At 71.7% G+C, this 15,254-nt stretch carries 12 protein-coding genes, 1 tRNA gene and 1 pseudogene; 9 read left to right on the plus strand and 5 right to left on the minus strand.

Going from position 1 to position 15,254, the window contains the following annotated elements:
• Nucleotides 1-244 precede the first annotated feature (244 nt).
• Nucleotides 245-1,579, plus strand: coding sequence for a Na+/H+ antiporter NhaA (nhaA, locus tag NCCP_RS02860; RefSeq protein ID WP_149955613.1), 1,335 nt, complete (start codon nucleotides 245-247; stop codon nucleotides 1,577-1,579).
• Nucleotides 1,580-1,584: 5 nt separating this feature from the next.
• Here nhaA and NCCP_RS02865 read toward each other — a convergent pair whose 3' ends face one another.
• The 3 genes from NCCP_RS02865 to NCCP_RS02875 form a co-directional block, all read right to left on the minus strand.
• Entirely contained in the window at nucleotides 1,585-2,823 is a 1,239-nt protein-coding gene (locus NCCP_RS02865) for a glycosyltransferase (protein WP_149955616.1), read from the minus strand.
• A gap of 131 nt (nucleotides 2,824-2,954) precedes the next feature.
• Nucleotides 2,955-4,271 (minus strand): M23 family metallopeptidase, encoded by a 1,317-nt coding sequence (locus NCCP_RS02870; RefSeq protein ID WP_149955618.1) that lies wholly within the window; start codon nucleotides 4,269-4,271, stop codon nucleotides 2,955-2,957.
• A gap of 655 nt (nucleotides 4,272-4,926) precedes the next feature.
• Nucleotides 4,927-5,011, minus strand: a tRNA-Leu gene (locus tag NCCP_RS02875).
• Nucleotides 5,012-5,189: 178 nt separating this feature from the next.
• Here NCCP_RS02875 and NCCP_RS02880 point away from each other — a divergent pair.
• Together NCCP_RS02880 and NCCP_RS02885 are read left to right on the plus strand one after the other, a co-directional pair.
• Nucleotides 5,190-6,563 carry a M20/M25/M40 family metallo-hydrolase gene (locus tag NCCP_RS02880; RefSeq protein ID WP_149955620.1) on the plus strand — a complete coding sequence of 458 codons (1,374 nt, stop codon included), beginning with the start codon at nucleotides 5,190-5,192 and terminating at the stop codon, nucleotides 6,561-6,563.
• A 180-nt stretch (nucleotides 6,564-6,743) separates the two neighbouring features.
• A complete protein-coding gene (locus NCCP_RS02885) occupies nucleotides 6,744-7,928 on the plus strand; it encodes an acyl-CoA dehydrogenase family protein (RefSeq protein WP_149955622.1) in 1,185 nt (394 codons plus the stop codon).
• A 38-nt stretch (nucleotides 7,929-7,966) separates the two neighbouring features.
• On the opposite strand, the gene NCCP_RS02890 is transcribed toward NCCP_RS02885, so the two are convergent.
• Nucleotides 7,967-8,200: a DUF5703 family protein gene (locus NCCP_RS02890; protein WP_149955625.1), complete on the minus strand. Its 234-nt coding sequence runs from the start codon at nucleotides 8,198-8,200 to the stop codon at nucleotides 7,967-7,969.
• Nucleotides 8,201-8,241: 41 nt separating this feature from the next.
• On the opposite strand from NCCP_RS02890, the pseudogene NCCP_RS15505 reads away from it, so the two are divergent.
• From NCCP_RS15505 to mshC, 3 genes and pseudogenes are all read left to right on the plus strand, one after another.
• Nucleotides 8,242-8,478 (plus strand): annotated as a pseudogene (locus NCCP_RS15505) (hypothetical protein); the annotation flags it as partial.
• A 154-nt stretch (nucleotides 8,479-8,632) separates the two neighbouring features.
• Entirely contained in the window at nucleotides 8,633-9,457 is an 825-nt protein-coding gene (locus NCCP_RS02900) for an undecaprenyl-diphosphate phosphatase (RefSeq protein WP_149955627.1), read from the plus strand.
• 70 nt (nucleotides 9,458-9,527) lie between these two features.
• Nucleotides 9,528-10,811: a cysteine--1-D-myo-inosityl 2-amino-2-deoxy-alpha-D-glucopyranoside ligase gene (gene mshC / locus NCCP_RS02905; RefSeq protein WP_149955629.1), complete on the plus strand. Its 1,284-nt coding sequence runs from the start codon at nucleotides 9,528-9,530 to the stop codon at nucleotides 10,809-10,811.
• A gap of 113 nt (nucleotides 10,812-10,924) precedes the next feature.
• On the opposite strand, the gene NCCP_RS02910 is transcribed toward mshC, so the two are convergent.
• Nucleotides 10,925-11,806, minus strand: coding sequence for a PAC2 family protein (locus NCCP_RS02910; protein ID WP_225873657.1), 882 nt, complete (start codon nucleotides 11,804-11,806; stop codon nucleotides 10,925-10,927).
• 90 nt (nucleotides 11,807-11,896) lie between these two features.
• Between NCCP_RS02910 and NCCP_RS02915 the strand changes: the two genes are divergently transcribed.
• The 3 genes from NCCP_RS02915 (at nucleotide 11,897) to NCCP_RS02925 (ending at nucleotide 14,948) form a co-directional block, all read left to right on the plus strand.
• Entirely contained in the window at nucleotides 11,897-12,628 is a 732-nt protein-coding gene (locus NCCP_RS02915) for an HAD family hydrolase (RefSeq protein ID WP_149955631.1), read from the plus strand.
• Nucleotides 12,625-13,776 (plus strand): site-2 protease family protein, encoded by a 1,152-nt coding sequence (locus NCCP_RS02920; RefSeq protein ID WP_149955633.1) that lies wholly within the window; start codon nucleotides 12,625-12,627, stop codon nucleotides 13,774-13,776. Before NCCP_RS02915 ends, NCCP_RS02920 begins: the two co-directional genes overlap by 4 nt.
• Before the next feature lie 62 nt (nucleotides 13,777-13,838).
• The gene (locus tag NCCP_RS02925) at nucleotides 13,839-14,948 is read left to right on the plus strand and encodes a tRNA (adenine-N1)-methyltransferase (protein ID WP_172627270.1); all 1,110 of its coding nucleotides are present in this window, start codon (nucleotides 13,839-13,841) and stop codon (nucleotides 14,946-14,948) included.
• Nucleotides 14,949-15,254 lie beyond the last annotated feature (306 nt).

Here is a 15,254-nt window from a genome sequence, read left to right on the forward strand (position 1 = left end):
CGGGGTTACCTGGCCTTAATATTTGCGGCGCGGTGTTTCGGCCCCCCGCCGTCCCGGTTACGGGAGCATTGCGGGCCGGGCGGCTGCGTGAATACCGCGTGAAGGCGGTGTTACGGGCATGTTTACGGCCCGGTCAGGGCGCGTGTTGCGCCGTGAGTGGGAGAGGCACGGTAGACTGGGCCGCAGGTGAGCCGGGAAGACTGGTCGGCATGTTCGTTGTCGACCCCTCCCGCAAAGGAAACCCATGACCTTACCGAAGAACCGCCCCTTCCGCCCACTGATCGGACACGGCAGCTACGCCGAGGCCCTGCGCGTGGGCGAGATCCTCCGCAAGGAGACCGTTGGCGGCGCGCTGCTGGTCGCTGCGGCGGCGATTGCCATCATTTGGGCCAATTCCCCGGCCGCGGAGAGCTACTTCGCCCTGCGGGACTTCAAGGTTGGATACGAGCCCTGGCACCTGCAGCTGAGCCTGGGCGCCTGGGCCGCGGATGGGCTCCTGGCCGTGTTCTTCTTCCTGGTCGGACTCGAACTCAAGCGCGAATTCGTCGCCGGCGACCTGCGCCAGCCGAGCAAGGCGGCGGTCCCCGTTGCGGCGGCCGTCGGCGGCGTGGTGGTCCCGGCGGCCATCTTCGCGGCGCTCAACTGGGGCAGCGCCGAGGCCGTGCGCGGCTGGGCGGTGCCCACCGCCACGGACATTGCGTTCGCCGTCGCAGTGCTGGCCGTCATCGGCTCGCACCTGCCCACCGCCCTGCGCCTGTTCCTGCTGACCCTCGCCGTGGTCGACGACCTCATCGCCATCGCCATCATCGCGATCTTCTACACCAGCGAGATCCATGCCGTCCCGCTGCTGCTGACCCTTGTCCCCGTGGCCGTCTACGCCTTCCTGGCCCAGCGGTACCGCCGCTTCTTCGGGCTCAACCCGGCCGCCGCCTGGCTGATCCTGCTGCCCATCGGCGTCGTTGCCTGGGCCCTGCTGCACGCCTCCGGCATCCACGCCACCATGGCCGGCGTCGTGCTGGGCTTCACCATCCCGGTCCTGCACGGCAAGGCCAACGCCGAACCCGAAGCCGGTCCCGGGCTGGCCGAGGTCTTTGAGCACCGGTTCCGCCCCTTCTCCGCCGGGGTGGCAGTGCCGCTGTTTGCCTTCTTCTCCGCCGGGGTGGCGATTGGAGGCCTGGAGGGCCTGGCGGCGGTGGCCTCCGATCCGGTGGCGCTGGGCATCGTGGCCGGACTGGTGCTGGGCAAGCCGGTCGGCATCGTGGCCACCACCTGGCTCATGGCACGGTTCACCCGACTCCGGCTGGACCCCTCCCTCAAATGGGTCGACCTGTTCGGCATGGGTCTCCTGGCCGGCATCGGCTTCACCGTCTCGCTGCTGGTGGCCGAGCTTGCGTTCGGCGCCGACAGTGCGTACAACGACCATGCCAAGGTCGCGATCCTGGCCGCTTCCCTGGCCGCCGCCCTGCTGGCCGCGCTGGTGCTGACGGGCCGGAACCGGCACTACCGGACCGTTGAGGCCGAGGAGCGGGTGGACGCGAACCTGGATGGCATCCCGGACGTTTACCAGCGGGAGGGCTAGCCCGGCTACAGCGGCAGCGCGACCCGCCCCAAGGCGTGCGCGTAGGAGGCCGACGCCGCCTCCGCGGTCCGTGCCCAGCTGAAGCCGGCGGCAAACTCCGCGGCCCCGCTGCCCAGTTGGGCGGTGGCCAGCGGGGCATCGGCCAGGCGGGCCAGCGCCGCGGCCCAGCTGTCCGGGCGCAGGTCCGGCACCAGGACCCCGGTGCGTCCGTGCACGACCGTGTGGCGCAGCCCGCCGACGTCGTGGGCCGCGACGGGAGTTCCGCAGGCCTGGGCTTCCATCGCCACCAGCCCGAAGGATTCGCTGTAGGAGGGCACCGCGACGACGTCGGCGGCCCGGAACCAGGAGGCCAGCTCCTCGGGCGGCAGCGGGTCCAGGTGCCGCACCTGGGCGCCGAGGCCCTCCTCGGCCACGAGGCGGTGCAGGTTCAGTTCAGGCGTGCCACTCAGCGCGCCGATGATGGTCAGGCCCACGTCGAGGTCCGGGCGGGTCCGGGCCAGCACGCCCAGCGCCCGGACCAGGATGTGCGGGCCTTTGAGCTTTTGGATCCTTCCGGCAAACAGCACCCGCAGGTGCCGCCGGGCGCCCGCGCCGTCCGCCTCGCCCCAGGGCCAGTCGGCCCGGCCGCGGGAGGGGCGGAACACGGTCAGGTCCACGCCCGGGGGCACGATGTCCACGCGCGCCGGATCTGCGCCGTAGTGCTCGCGCAGTTCGGTGATCTCCGCCGGGGTGTTGGCCGTGAGCCGGGAGGCGGAGGCCGCCAGCCTGGCCTCGGCCCGCAGCCGGTTGCCCGGCTCGTTCGCGTCGGCCTGGTGGTGCTTCTTGACCTTGCCCATGGTGTGCATGGTGTGCACCAGCGGAATGCCCCATCGCCCGGCCAGCCGCAGCCCGGCCAGGCCCGACATCCAGTAGTGGCTGTGGATGACGTCGTACCGCAGCGGCCCGCGCGCCGCGTCGATGCCGTCCACCAGTTCGGGGACCAGCCCGGGGATGCGTTCCTTTGGAACCGGTCCGGCCGGACCGGCCGGGACGTGGTGCACGGTGACCCCGGGGGCGATTCGCACGTGTCCGGCCGCGCCCCGGGTGAAGATGTCTACCTCGGACCCTTCCGCGGCCAGCGCCAGCGCCAGCTGGCGGACGTAGACATTCAGCCCCCCGGCATCGCCCGATCCCGGCTGGGCAAGTGGCGACGTATGCAGCGAAAGCATGGCTACGCGAAGCCCGGGGCGGGGAAAGGGGGTCATGGGGTTCCTTGCTGCGGGCCGGTCGGGGACCGGCGGACCTTCCCCACGAGGGTATCCTCCGCACCGGTTCGGCCGCCACTTGGGGGAGGGCCGGCCCGAACCGGGCCCCTGCGGTGGCCGCCCTCCCCGGCCTACTCCTTAATGGACTCCAAAGCCGCCGGGTTTTCCCCGACGCAGGGTTTCCCGGGTGCCGCCTGCGGTTCCGGGGCCGCCTGCGGGTCCGCGGGCTTCGGGCAAGCGGTAGCGCCCTCGTCCGCCCCCGCAGGGGGAGCCTGCCCGGCCGGCGGCTGCGGGGCAGCAGGAGCCGGCGGCGGGAGTGGCGACGGCTCGGGGGCGGGTGCCGGCTTGGGGTCGGGCGACGGCTCGGGGGCGGGCGCCGGCTCGGGGTCGGGCGACGGCTCGGGGGCGGGCGCCGGCTTGGGGTCGGGCGCCGGCACCGGATCGGGTGTCGGGACCGGACCGGGTGTCGGGACCGGACCGGGCACGGCGGGGGGGCTGGAGACCGGGTTCGGGGCGGGGGCCTTCGTGTCAGGCTTCCCCGCGGGCGGGTCCTGGGGGCCGGCCGGTTTCGCGGGTTGCGCCGGCTTTTCGGAGCCTTTCGGCTTCGTCGCCGAGCCGTCCTTCCCCGCCCCGTCCTTCCCGGAGCCGTCCTTGTCCGAACTGTTCGTAGCGGAACCGGTTTTGCCGGTGGTGGTCTTCGGGATGGCCGCCACCCCCACCCCGGATCCTCCGGCACGTCCCAGCGCGGACCCGGCAGCCAGCGAATCGCGCACCGCGAGCTGTTCGCGGGGCGTCAGCGGGGCGGGCTGCCCCGGAACACGCGGCAGGTAGAGGGCGGGGTCCACCCACTGACCGTCCAGGTAAACCTCGAAGTGGACATGGCAGCCGGTTGAATTGCCGGTCGTGCCGGACAGAGCGATCAACTGGCCGCGCTTGACCTTTTCCCCCACGCGGGCCAGTAGCAGGGAATTGTGGCTGTAGGCCGTGCGGACGCCGCTGCCGTGTTCGATTGCCACGCGCTGGCCGGAGTGTCCCGCCCACTGCGACTGGACCACGGTGCCGTCCTCGGAGGCCCGCACCGGGGAGCCGCAGGGCATCGCGTAGTCCTGCCCGATGTGCAGGTGGGAGCCGGGACCGGTCGGGTTCAGGCGCCAGCCGAAGGGGCTGGTGATTGTCACGGACGCAACGGGATGCGCCAGCGCCAACCGGCCGGGCAGTTGCGCCGGGGCGCCGATGAGCAGGGCCTGCCCCAGGGAGGCGTGGTCCTGCGGCGCATTCTCCGCGACAGCACCCCCGCCGCCCTGCGCTGCCGGGGAGGCCGTCCGCGGGGCGCGCGCCAGGCCTTCTCCCGCCGGGACCCATCCGGCGGCCGCCACGGCGGGCACGACGACGGCGCGTGGCGCGGAACGGCCGGCCGGCCCGTCCGACGCCGCGGTGCGTACCTCCATCGAGGCAGAACCGGTAAAGGCTATCGATCCGGCCGCCAGTAGCATTCCCAGCGCGGCCATCGGCCGGCCCGGGAATCCCGCCAGCACAGCGGCGGCCACCCGGTGCCCCGCCGAATGCGTGGTGGAATGCTTCCCGGGGCGGCGGTGCTCCGTCTTCCCGCCCGCAGTTGCCCCGTCCAGCGCGGGTCCGCCGAGCGTCCCCCCGGCCGGTATCTCCCCGTTTGGCATCTCCCCGTTCAGGGGGGCCCCGTTCGAGGGTGCTCCCTGTATCCCGGCCCCTTCGCCGGCCTTCCGGGGCGTCCCCTCCGGAAGGCCGCCCTTTTGGTGCGCGGCATGGCGGGGCGATGCTTGCGGACGAGTGTTGCGTTTCATATTGGTCCCCCTGGTATTTGGCTCCCCAGCCAAAACATGCGCCACCCTCAGGGCCTGGGCGGATGCCCGGTGTCGGACTCCGCGGACAGGCCCCGTGGTGCATGTCAGGGCCCACGCTAACCGGTAGGGCGCGGCAGGGTCCACGTACCGGGGAAAATTGGGAGGCGTTCCCGGCAAACTCACAGGATGCCTCATCCCCCTTGCCGGGCCGCTGCGGCGGGGGCTCTGCGGCAGGCATCAAAGAAAAGACCCCGGCCGGGAAACCCGGCCGGGGTCTTCGCTGTGCGCGGAGGGGGACTTGAACCCCCACCCACTATACGTGGACTAGCACCTCAAGCTAGCGCGTCTGCCTATTCCGCCACCCGCGCAGGTGTCAACGATCCCCGTTCCCAGTTCCGCAAGGAACTTCGTCTCCGGCGATCGCGGCGAGAAAGACTCTAGCACCCTTTGCGCGCAGACACAAAACCGGGCTCCCGCAGGCCGTTCCGCCTGCTTCGGGCAGCTGACTAGGCTGTAGCCATCATGCGCAATGGAAGGCGGCACACCATGACCCATCCCCGGCCCGTTCCCCCGCAACCCCGGCACGCAGGGCCCGCCCCCGAGCCCGCCGTGTCCCAGCCCGCGCCTTCGGCGGCCGACGAGGTCGTGGAGATCTGCCGCAACCTCATCCGCTTCGACACCTCCAACTTCGGCGGCAACCAGGGCCCCGGCGAGCGCGCGGCGGCCGAGTACGTTGCCGGACTCTTGGCCGGGGCCGGTTTGGAACCGGAACTGTACGAGGCGGCACCGGGGCGCACGAGCGTGGTGGCCCGCATGGAGGGCCGCGATCCGTCCCTGCCTGCACTGGTGGTCCATGGACACCTGGATGTGGTGCCGGCCGCCAAGGAAGACTGGAGCGTGGACCCGTTCGCGGCCGAGGTGCGCGAGGGAATGGTCTGGGGCCGGGGGGCCGTGGACATGAAGGACATGGACGCGATGATCCTGGCCGTCCTGCGCCAGATGGGCCGTGACGGCACCCGCCCGCGCCGGGACCTGGTGTTCGCGTTTTTCGCGGATGAGGAGGCCGGAGGCGGGTATGGGGCCCGGTGGATGGTGGAGAGGCATCCTGAGGCCTTCGCCGGAGCTACCGAGGCGATCAGCGAGGTGGGCGGATTTTCCGCCACCATCGGCGGCCGCCGGACCTACCTGCTGCAGACGGCGGAAAAGGGCATTGCCTGGTTGGACCTGAAGGCCACCGGGCGGGCAGGGCACGGTTCGCAGATCAATGATGAGAATGCCGTCACGCTGCTGGCCGGTGCGGTCTCGCGCATCGGCACGCACAGGTGGCCGCTGGAGTACACGGACACCACGCGGGCGTTCATGGAAGGCGTTGCCGAATTGACCGGGATTGAGTTTACTCCCGACGACCCGTCCCGTCTTTTGGAGGAGTTGGGGACCGTGGCGCGGTTCGTGGGGGCGACGCTGCAGAACACCTCCAATCCGACCCTCCTGCGGGCCGGGTACAAGCACAATGTGATTCCGGGCGCGGCGGAGGCAGCAATCGACTGCCGCACCCTGCCGGGGCAGGATGAACTGGTGCTGGATGCGGTGCGCCGGCTGGCGGGACCGGGCATCGATATCACCTCCGCCCACAGCGACATCTCCCTTGAGGTGCCCTTTGCCGGGAACCTGGTCGATTCGATGGTGGACAGCCTCAAGGCCGAGGATCCGGAGGCGGTGGTGCTTCCGTACATGCTCTCCGGGGGGACGGACAACAAGTCCCTGGCCCGGCTGGGTATCACCGGCTACGGCTTCGCCCCGCTGCGCCTGCCGGCGGACCTGGACTTCACCGGCATGTTCCATGGCGTCGACGAGCGCGTGCCCGTCGATTCGCTCAAGTTCGGGACGCGCGTGCTGCACCGCCTGCTCACCAGCTACTGAGGGCCCGGGGACACGTTCCCGGGGACACGGACCCGTGTCCTCAGGCACGGGCTCCCCGCCGCGACCGCAACCCGCCCTGCCCACATCCCACCGTCCACATCCCATCGTCCATGCCCGCCATCCACGCCCGGCCGTCCACCCCGCCTGCGGGTCCGGCACCCGAGCCCAGGAGAAAACCCCGTGGAGATTTCCCAGATTCTTACCCCCGGCCTGCTTGAAGGCTTCCGTTCGCGTGCGGCCGGCTACGATGCCGCGAACGCCTTCTGCACGGAGGACTTCGAGGACCTGCGGGAGGCCGGGTACCTCAAGGCCATGCTCCCGGCAGACCGTGGAGGCCTGGACTGGGGGATGGAGCGGATGGCGGCTGCCCAGCGCCTGCTGGCCGCGTACGCCCCGGCTACGGCGCTGGCCGTGAACATGCACCTGGTCTGGACCGGGGTTGCCCGGCTGCTGGGCGCGCGCGGGGACCACCGGCTGGACCGGGTGTTTGGCTGGGTTGGCGCGGGGGAGGTCATGGCATTCGGGGTTTCCGAGGCCGGCAACGACCAGGTGCTCTTCGATTCGACCACCCGCGCCGAGCGCCAGCCCGACGGCGGCTACCGGTTCACCGGGACGAAAATCTTTACTTCGCTGTCGCCGGTGTGGACGAAGCTGGGCGTGTTCGGACGGTCGGAGGAGGAGGGCGGGCCGCGGCTGGTCCACGGATTCCTGGATCGCGGGGACGGCGGCGTGCAGTCCCGTGGGGACTGGGACACGCTGGGGATGCGTGCAACCCAGTCGCACAGCACCCGGCTCGAGGGCGCCCTGGTCCCGGCGGACCGGATGCACAGTTCGCTGCCGGTGGGGCCCAATGCCGATCCGCTGGTGTTCGCGATCTTCGCCGCGTTCCTGACACTGACGGCATCGGTCTACGCCGGGCTGGCCGATCGGGGCATGGAGTTGGCGGCGGCGCTGCCGGCCGGGCGCACCTCGCTGAAGGCGGCGGGGCGTTCCTACGCGCAGGATCCGGATATCCGCTGGCAGGTGGCCGAGGCCGGCCTGGCGGTGCTGGGGCTGGATCCGCAGCTGCGCCTGACCGCCCGGGACCTGGACGGGCGCGTCGACCACGGGCCGTCCTGGTTCCCGCGCCTGGTGGCGCTGCGCACTCATGCGGGGGACACCGCCCGCCGCACCATCCAGCTGGCTCTGCAGGTCTCCGGCGGCAGCCAGTACTCCCGCGGCAGCGAGCTGGAGCGGCTTTACCGCGACGTGCTGGCGAGCCTGTACCACCCCTCCGACGCGGAGTCGGCGCACTCAACGGTCGCCAACTGGCTGTTGGGGGCGCCGCGGGACCGGTTCAGCGGAAACCATCCTGCCGAAGACTGACCCGGCGGCAAGGGGGCCGGTTCGGCGGGGGCGGCCCGCTAGGGGATGGTGCTTTCGACGCGCATCACGCGCCGCCTCAGCCAGTAGCGGCGCAGGCCGCCGATGTACATCCGGCTGCGGTGCAGTTCCCATTTGCCGTATTCGGCGTGCTCGGCGAGGGCGCGCCGGGCTTCCGCGAGGCTCTGGTCGGGCCGGACCGTCAGTACCAGGTACTCGAAGGGCCGGGACGGGTCGCGGTAGCGCTCTGCTGCGGTGAATGCTTTTTCCATCATGTCCTGTCCATTGTCCGCATCCTGCGGGTAACGTCTAGCCCATGAGCACAGATCCGCGTGTTGCCCTGCAGGCTCTCGTGTCCTCGCTGGAGGAGCATCTGTCCGCCGTGGCCTCGCGCCGCGGCGCGCAGGACCCTTCCGTGGAAGCGGCGTTCTTCGCCATTGCCGATGCGTTCGAAGAGTACGAGGATGCCCTCTACGAGGCCTACGGCGAGGTGACCCCGCTGGAGCTCTACGAGGACAACGAGGAGGAACTGGAGGACGACGCAGAGGACGACGCCGGGTCCGGGGCCGGGTTCGGCGCGGAGGCGGACGGGGGACCCGCCGGTTCCTCCGTCGGGGACGGCGGGGACGGCGCGCGCAGGTCAGCGCTGGGACTCGTGGAGGTCGACGAAAACTGATCGGGCCCCGCGGTGAAGTAGTCTCTCACGTGTGAATTGGTTCGAAGCCGCTTTCCTGGGCCTGATACAGGGTCTGACCGAGTTCCTCCCGATCTCCTCCAGCGCGCACCTGCGCATCGTGGGAGAGATGCTGCCCAACGCGGCCGATCCCGGCGCGGCCTTCACCGCCATCACGCAGCTGGGGACGGAAACCGCGGTGATGGTGTTCTTTTGGCGCGACATCGTGCGCATCGTCCAGCGCTGGTTTGGGTCGCTGAGTGGCAAGGTGGACCGCAAGGACCCCGACGCGCGGATGGGCTGGTACATCATCCTCGGCTCGCTGCCGATCGTGGTGCTGGGACTGCTGTTCCAGGAGCAGATCGAGGGCGTGTTCCGCAGCCTGTGGCTGGTGGCCACCACACTGATCGCCTTTGGCCTGGTGCTGGCCGTTGCCGACGTGTACGGGCGCCAGCAGCGGGACCTGGCCGGCCTGGACGCCAAGCGCGGCATCATCTTCGGCTTTGCCCAGGCACTGGCGCTGATCCCTGGCGTGTCCCGCTCCGGCGGCACCATCACAGCGGGCCTGTTTATGGGGTTCACCCGCGAGGCCGCGGCCCGCTACTCCTTCCTGCTGGCGATCCCGGCTGTCTTCGGGTCCGGGCTGTACCAGCTGGCGAAGAGCTTCAACGAACCCGGCCCCTACAGCCTGGCCGAGACGGCGCTGGCCACGGTGATCGCGTTCGTGGTGGGGTACGTGATCGTGGGCTGGTTCCTCAAGTATGTCTCCAATAACGGCTACCGCCTGTTCGTGTGGTACCGGGTCCTGCTGGGCCTGGCCCTGTACCTGCTCCTCGGCTTCGGAGTCATCCAGCCCTAGCGCCGGCGTCCCCGCGCCGCCCGCAGCACCCTTCCCTTCCGGCACTCGCCCCCGTAACGAAAGGACCCCCATGCACGCCTGGTCCGCCCCCCGCGTCCCGACCCTTGACGGAACCCCTCCCGCGCTGCGGATCCACGATTCCGCCCGGCGCGGCCCCGCAGTGCCCGCCGCGGAAGGACCGGTGGGGCTCTACGTCTGCGGGATCACCCCCTACGACGCCACGCACATGGGGCACGCGGCGACCTACGTGGCGTTCGACCTGCTGCACCGGCAGTGGCTGGATGCCGGACGCGAGGTCACCTACGTGCAGAACGTCACCGACATCGACGACCCTCTCCTGGAGCGGGCCCGTGCCACCGGCGTGGACTGGCGGGCCCTGGCCACGGAGCAGACGGACCTGTTCCGCGCCGACATGGCCGCCCTGAACGTCCTCCCCCCGACCTTCTACGTCGGCGCCGTCGAATCGATCGAGTGGATCGTGCCGATCGTGGAGGACCTGCTGGCCCGCAACCTCGCCTACCGCGTCCCGGGCCGGCCCGGCGCTCCGGGTGAGGCGGCGGAACCGGATGGGGACGTCTACTTCGACGCGGCCGCGGCCGCCTCCGCGGCCTGGACCTTAGGGGACGTGAGCGGCTACGGCCGCGAGGCCATGCTCGAGTTCTTCGCCGAGCGCGGAGGGGACCCCGAGCGCCCGGGCAAGCGCGACGCGCTGGATCCGCTGCTGTGGCGGGTCGCCCGGGACGGCGAGCCCAATTGGGAAGGCGATTCCCTCGGTCCCGGCCGGCCCGGCTGGCACATCGAATGCTCCGTGATCGCGCGCCGCTTCCTGCCCGCCCCCTTCACCGTCCAGGGCGGGGGATCGGACCTGGTGTTCCCGCACCACGAGTTCTCCGCCGGCCACGCCGCCGCCTGCGACGGGCACCGCCTCGCCGAGCACTTCATGCACACCGGCATGGTGGGCCTGGACGGGGAAAAGATGAGCAAGTCCCGCGGCAACCTGGTGCTGGTCTCCCGGCTGCGCCATGCCGGGGAGGATCCCATGGCGGTGCGCACGGTCCTGCTGGGCCAGCACTACCGCACCGACTGGTTCTGGACGGCCGAGCTGCTGGACCAGGCACGACGCCGGCTGGCCTCCTGGCGGGCCCGCCTCGCCACCGCGACCCTGTCCGAAGGCGCGGGCCTGGTCGCTTCCCTGCGCGAACGCCTCGCGGACGACCTCGATGCCCCCGGAGCCCTCGCGGCGCTGGATGACTGGGCGGCCGGCGCGCCGGACCGGGACGGGGATGCGCCCGGGTCCGGGGCGCAGCTGGTCACCGCGGCGGCCGACGCCCTGCTGGGCCTGCGCCTGGCCTGAACCCCGGACCGGGCGGGCAGTCCAAACTGCGCGGGTAGACCAAACTGAGCGGGCAGCCCGGACTGCGCAGGCAACCGGGACTGCGCAGGCAACCGGGACTGCGCGGGGCCGGCCTAGGGCTCCCCGGGGCCCCGCTCGTGCCGGTTGCGGCGCTTGAGGTAGCGTTCGAATTCGCGGGCAATCGATTCCCCGCTGGCCTCCGGGAGCTCGGCCGCATCCTGGGCCTCCTCCAGCTGGTGCACGTAGGAGGCGACCTCGGGGTCCTCGGCGGCCAGTTCATTGACGCCGCGCTCCCACGCGTCGGCGTCCTCGGTGAGCTCGTGCACGTCCAGGTGCATGTTCAGCACTTCTTCGAGGCGCCTGACGATCGCGAGCATCGCCTTGGGCGAGGGCGGCTGGGCCACGTAGTGGGGAACCGCGCCCCAGATGGACGCCGTGGGCAGGCCCGCGGTCGTGGCGGCATCGGCCAGCACCCCCAGGATCCCGGTGGGCCCCTCATAGGTGGACGCCTCGGCGCCCAGCTCCCTGCGCAGCCGCTCGTTGTCGCTGGTCAGGGAGGCCGGCAGCGGCCGGGTGTGGGGGACATCCACCAGCAGCGCCCCCACCAGCAGCACCGCCACCACGTTTTCCCCGGCGGCGCGCGCGAGCAGTTCGGCCGTGAACGCCTTCCAGCGGTAGGTCGGTTCCACCCCGCGCACCAGCAGCACGTCGATGCCGGTGCCGGGGATCTCGGCCCGGGACAGGCGCGCCGAGGGCCAGCTGATGGAGCTGCGGCCCGTGGGGGTGCGCCGTACCGTCGGCCGGGAGAACTGGTAGTCGTAGTAGTCGTCCTCGCTCAGCCGGCCCACCTTGCGCGCACCCCAGGCTTTGGCCAGCATCCGCACAGCGCCGCTGGCGGCCTCGCCGGCGTCGTTCCAGCCCTCGAAGGCAGCCACCATGATGGCCGGGCGGACCCCCTCGGCGTCCGCGGCCTGCCCGGAGACGATCCCGGTCAGCGAATTGCGTTCCTTGTTTTCCTCTGCCACGTTGCCACCCTAGCGCCATCGCGGGCGGTTGGCTGGTCCGGGCCCCCGTAGAATTGCCACATGCCTTCCTCCCTGCCGCCCGCGAACGCCTTCGATGCCGTGGAGGGGCTGCAGGCTGTCCTCTGGGACATGGACGGCACCCTGGTGGACACCGAACCGTACTGGATCGCCGCCGAACGGGCCCTGGTCGAAGAGCACGGCGGACGCTGGACCGAGGCGGACGGCCTCCGCCTCGTCGGACAGGCCCTGCCCGCCAGCGCCCGCCTGCTGCAGGAAGCCGGCGTCCGGCTGGGGATACGGGAGATCATTGACACGCTCATCGCCGAGGTGCTGCGCGGGGTCGAACGCCACGTGCCGTGGCGCCCCGGGGCCCGGGAGCTGCTGGTTGATTTGGACCGCCACGGCGTCCCCTGCGCCATGGTGACCATGTCCGAGGGCCCGCTGGCCGGGCTCGTTGCGGCCGGGCTGCCTGCGGGCACCTTCCGCTTCTTGGTTACCGGGGACATGGTAAACGCCGGCAAGCCCGACCCCGAACCCTATCTGCTGGCGCTGTCCACCCTGCAGGACAGCATCGAATCGCTCTCCCCGCACCGCGTCGTCGCCCTCGAGGACTCCCTGCCCGGGGCCACCTCCGCCGCCGCGAGCGGCGCCGCGACCATCGCCGTCCCGCACCGCGGCCACGTCCCGCCGGCGGCGGGCTGGGAACTGTGGGACACCCTGGACGGCGTGGGCGCCCCCCACCTGGACGCCTTCGTCCGCCACCGCTCACCGGTGGCCGGAGGGTTGCGGTGAGCGCCGGACGCGGGCGCGCGGAAACCCGCGGGGAGGAACGCCGCGAGGGCATCCCGCTGGGCAGCGTCTTCGGCGTCCCCGTCTCGCTGGCCTGGTCCTGGTTCGTCGTCGCGGCGTTCATCGTCGCCGTCTTCTCCCCGGACGTCGCCGCCGCCCTGCCCGGCATCGGCATCCTGGGCGCCTGCCTGGTGGCGCTGGCCTACGCCGTCCTGCTGGCCCTTTCCGTCCTGGTCCACGAGCTCGCCCACGCGCTCAGCGCCAAGGCCTTCGGCTGGCCCGGAGCCCGGATCGTGCTGACCCTGTGGGGCGGGCACACCCAGTTCGGCAGCTTCAACGCCACCCCGGGCCGATCGCTGCTGGTGGCCATGGCCGGTCCGGCGGCGAACTTCATCCTGGCCGGAATCGGCTTCGCCGCGGACCTCATCTGGGCGCCCTCCGGCGTTGCCGGGCTGCTGCTGGGCATCCTGGTCTGGGCAAACTTCCTGGTTGCGCTGTTCAACGTGCTCCCGGGCCTTCCGCTGGACGGCGGCCGCCTGGTCGAATCCGCGGTGTGGCGCGGCACCGGATCCCAGGAGCGCGGCACCCTCGCCGCCGGCTGGGCCGGGCGGGCCATCGCGGTCGGCATCGCCGGCTACTTCCTGCTGCTGCCGGCCCTGCGCGGCCAGGAGCCGGACCTGCAGCTGATCGTCGTGGCGGTGCTGATCGCGGGGTTCCTGTGGTCCGGCGCCAGCGCCTCGATCGCCAATGCCCGCCTGCGCCTGCGCGTGCCCCACGTGGCCGTGCGGGACCTGATGCAGCCCGCCTCCGCCCTGCCCTCCGATGTGCACGTGGCGGACATCGACCGGCACCTGATGCGCCGCCCGCCCGGCCATGTGGTGCTGGTCTCCGCTGAGGGCGTGCCCGAGGCCGTGGTCGATGCCGGATCGCTGGGCGCAGTGCCGGCGCACCTGCGCGGCACCACCCCGGCCAGCACCGTCGCCCGGGCCCTGGCCCCGGGTGCCGTGGTGTCCGTGGACGAGGTCGGCAAGGAACTGATCGACCGCCTCGCGGGCATCGCCGGCAGCGAATACGCGGTCCTGGACGGCGGAACCGTCGTCGGACTGCTTTTCCAGGGGACGGTCGTCGACGCCGTCACCAAGCGCCGCTGACGCCCCCCGCACCGCCCCCACTTCCACCTTTCGCAGAACCACCGACCGGAATGAGCCCCAGCATGACACAGAGCCCGAACCCCTCCACCGCCCCGCACGGAGCCGACGTCCGCCGCGGTCCGTTCCGCGCCGGCGACCGGGTCCAGCTCACCGACCAGAAGCGCCGCATCAACACGATTACCCTCACCCCCGGCGGGTCCTTCCACACGCACAAGGGCGTACTGGCGCACGATTCCCTGATCGGGCAGCCCGAGGGCGTGGTGGTGGAGAACACCACGGGACACCGCTACCAGGCGCTGCGCCCGCTGCTGAAGGACTTTGTGCTCTCCATGCCCCGCGGTGCCGCCGTCGTCTATCCCAAGGACGCCGCGCAGATCGTCACCATGGGCGACATCTACCCCGGGGCCCGCGTGGTCGAGGCCGGCGTCGGCTCCGGGGCCCTCTCCATCTCCCTGCTGCGCGCCGTGGGCGAGCACGGCTACCTGCACAGCTACGAGCGCCGCGAGGAGTTCGCGGACATCGCCCGCGGCAACGTCGAAACCATCTTCGGCGGCCCGCACCCGGCCTGGCAGATCAGCATCGGCGACTTCCAGGACGAGGTCCTCAAGAAGGAGGAGCCCGGCTCCGTGGACCGGGTGGTGCTGGACATGCTGGCCCCGTGGGAGTGCGTGGACGCCGTGGCGACGGTGCTGGCCCCCGGCGGCGTGTGGGTCAACTACGTCGCCACCGTCACCCAACTCTCCCGCACCGCCGAAGCCATCCGTGCCGACGGCCGCTTTACCGAGCCCGAGGCCTGGGAGTCCATGGTGCGCGGCTGGCACCTGGATGGCCTGGCCGTGCGCCCGGACCACCGGATGGTCGCCCACACCGGGTTCCTGATGACCTGCCGCCGCCTGGCCGACGGGGCCGTGGGGATCCCCGGGCAGAAGCGGGTGAAGAACACCGAGTTCGCGCAGGAGGACCTCGACGCCTGGACGCAGGGACATGACGAGGAGGCGTGGCACGCCGCCGGACTGGGCGAGCGCGGGGTCTCCGACCGCAAGCTGCGCCGCGCCGCCAAAGACGCCGCCTCCACCGCCCAGCGCGGGGCCTTCCGTTCCGCCGATGCCGGCCAGTCCGTCACCGGGCAGGCGGCGGAGGCCGGGGAAGCGGAGGCCGGGCAGGAGCAGTAGTCCCGGCCCTGCTTTTCCGCAGGGCGCACGCGGGCCGGGCCTGGATTCGCCGGTCCCTGCCGTTCCGTCCCGCCCGTTACCCGCCGCCCGCCGCCCGCCGCGCGGCAGCGGGGCAGCGGGGCAGAACGGGTCGGGAGGATGAGGTGCGGGCCCCGAGTGCAGGACGGGTGGTGACAGGTTCCGTCCCCCGGAACGGCCCCTGCCGCAGCCGCCGGCGGGGGAGAACCCGCCGCCCCTAGGGGTTGGTCCCGGCGCGCCGCTGACTAGGATGGAATGAAGACCGTCCGGTCGGGGCGGTGAGCGACG

Source organism: Zafaria cholistanensis (genome assembly GCF_008580665.1).
Lineage (GTDB): Bacteria > Actinomycetota > Actinomycetes > Actinomycetales > Micrococcaceae > Zafaria > Zafaria cholistanensis.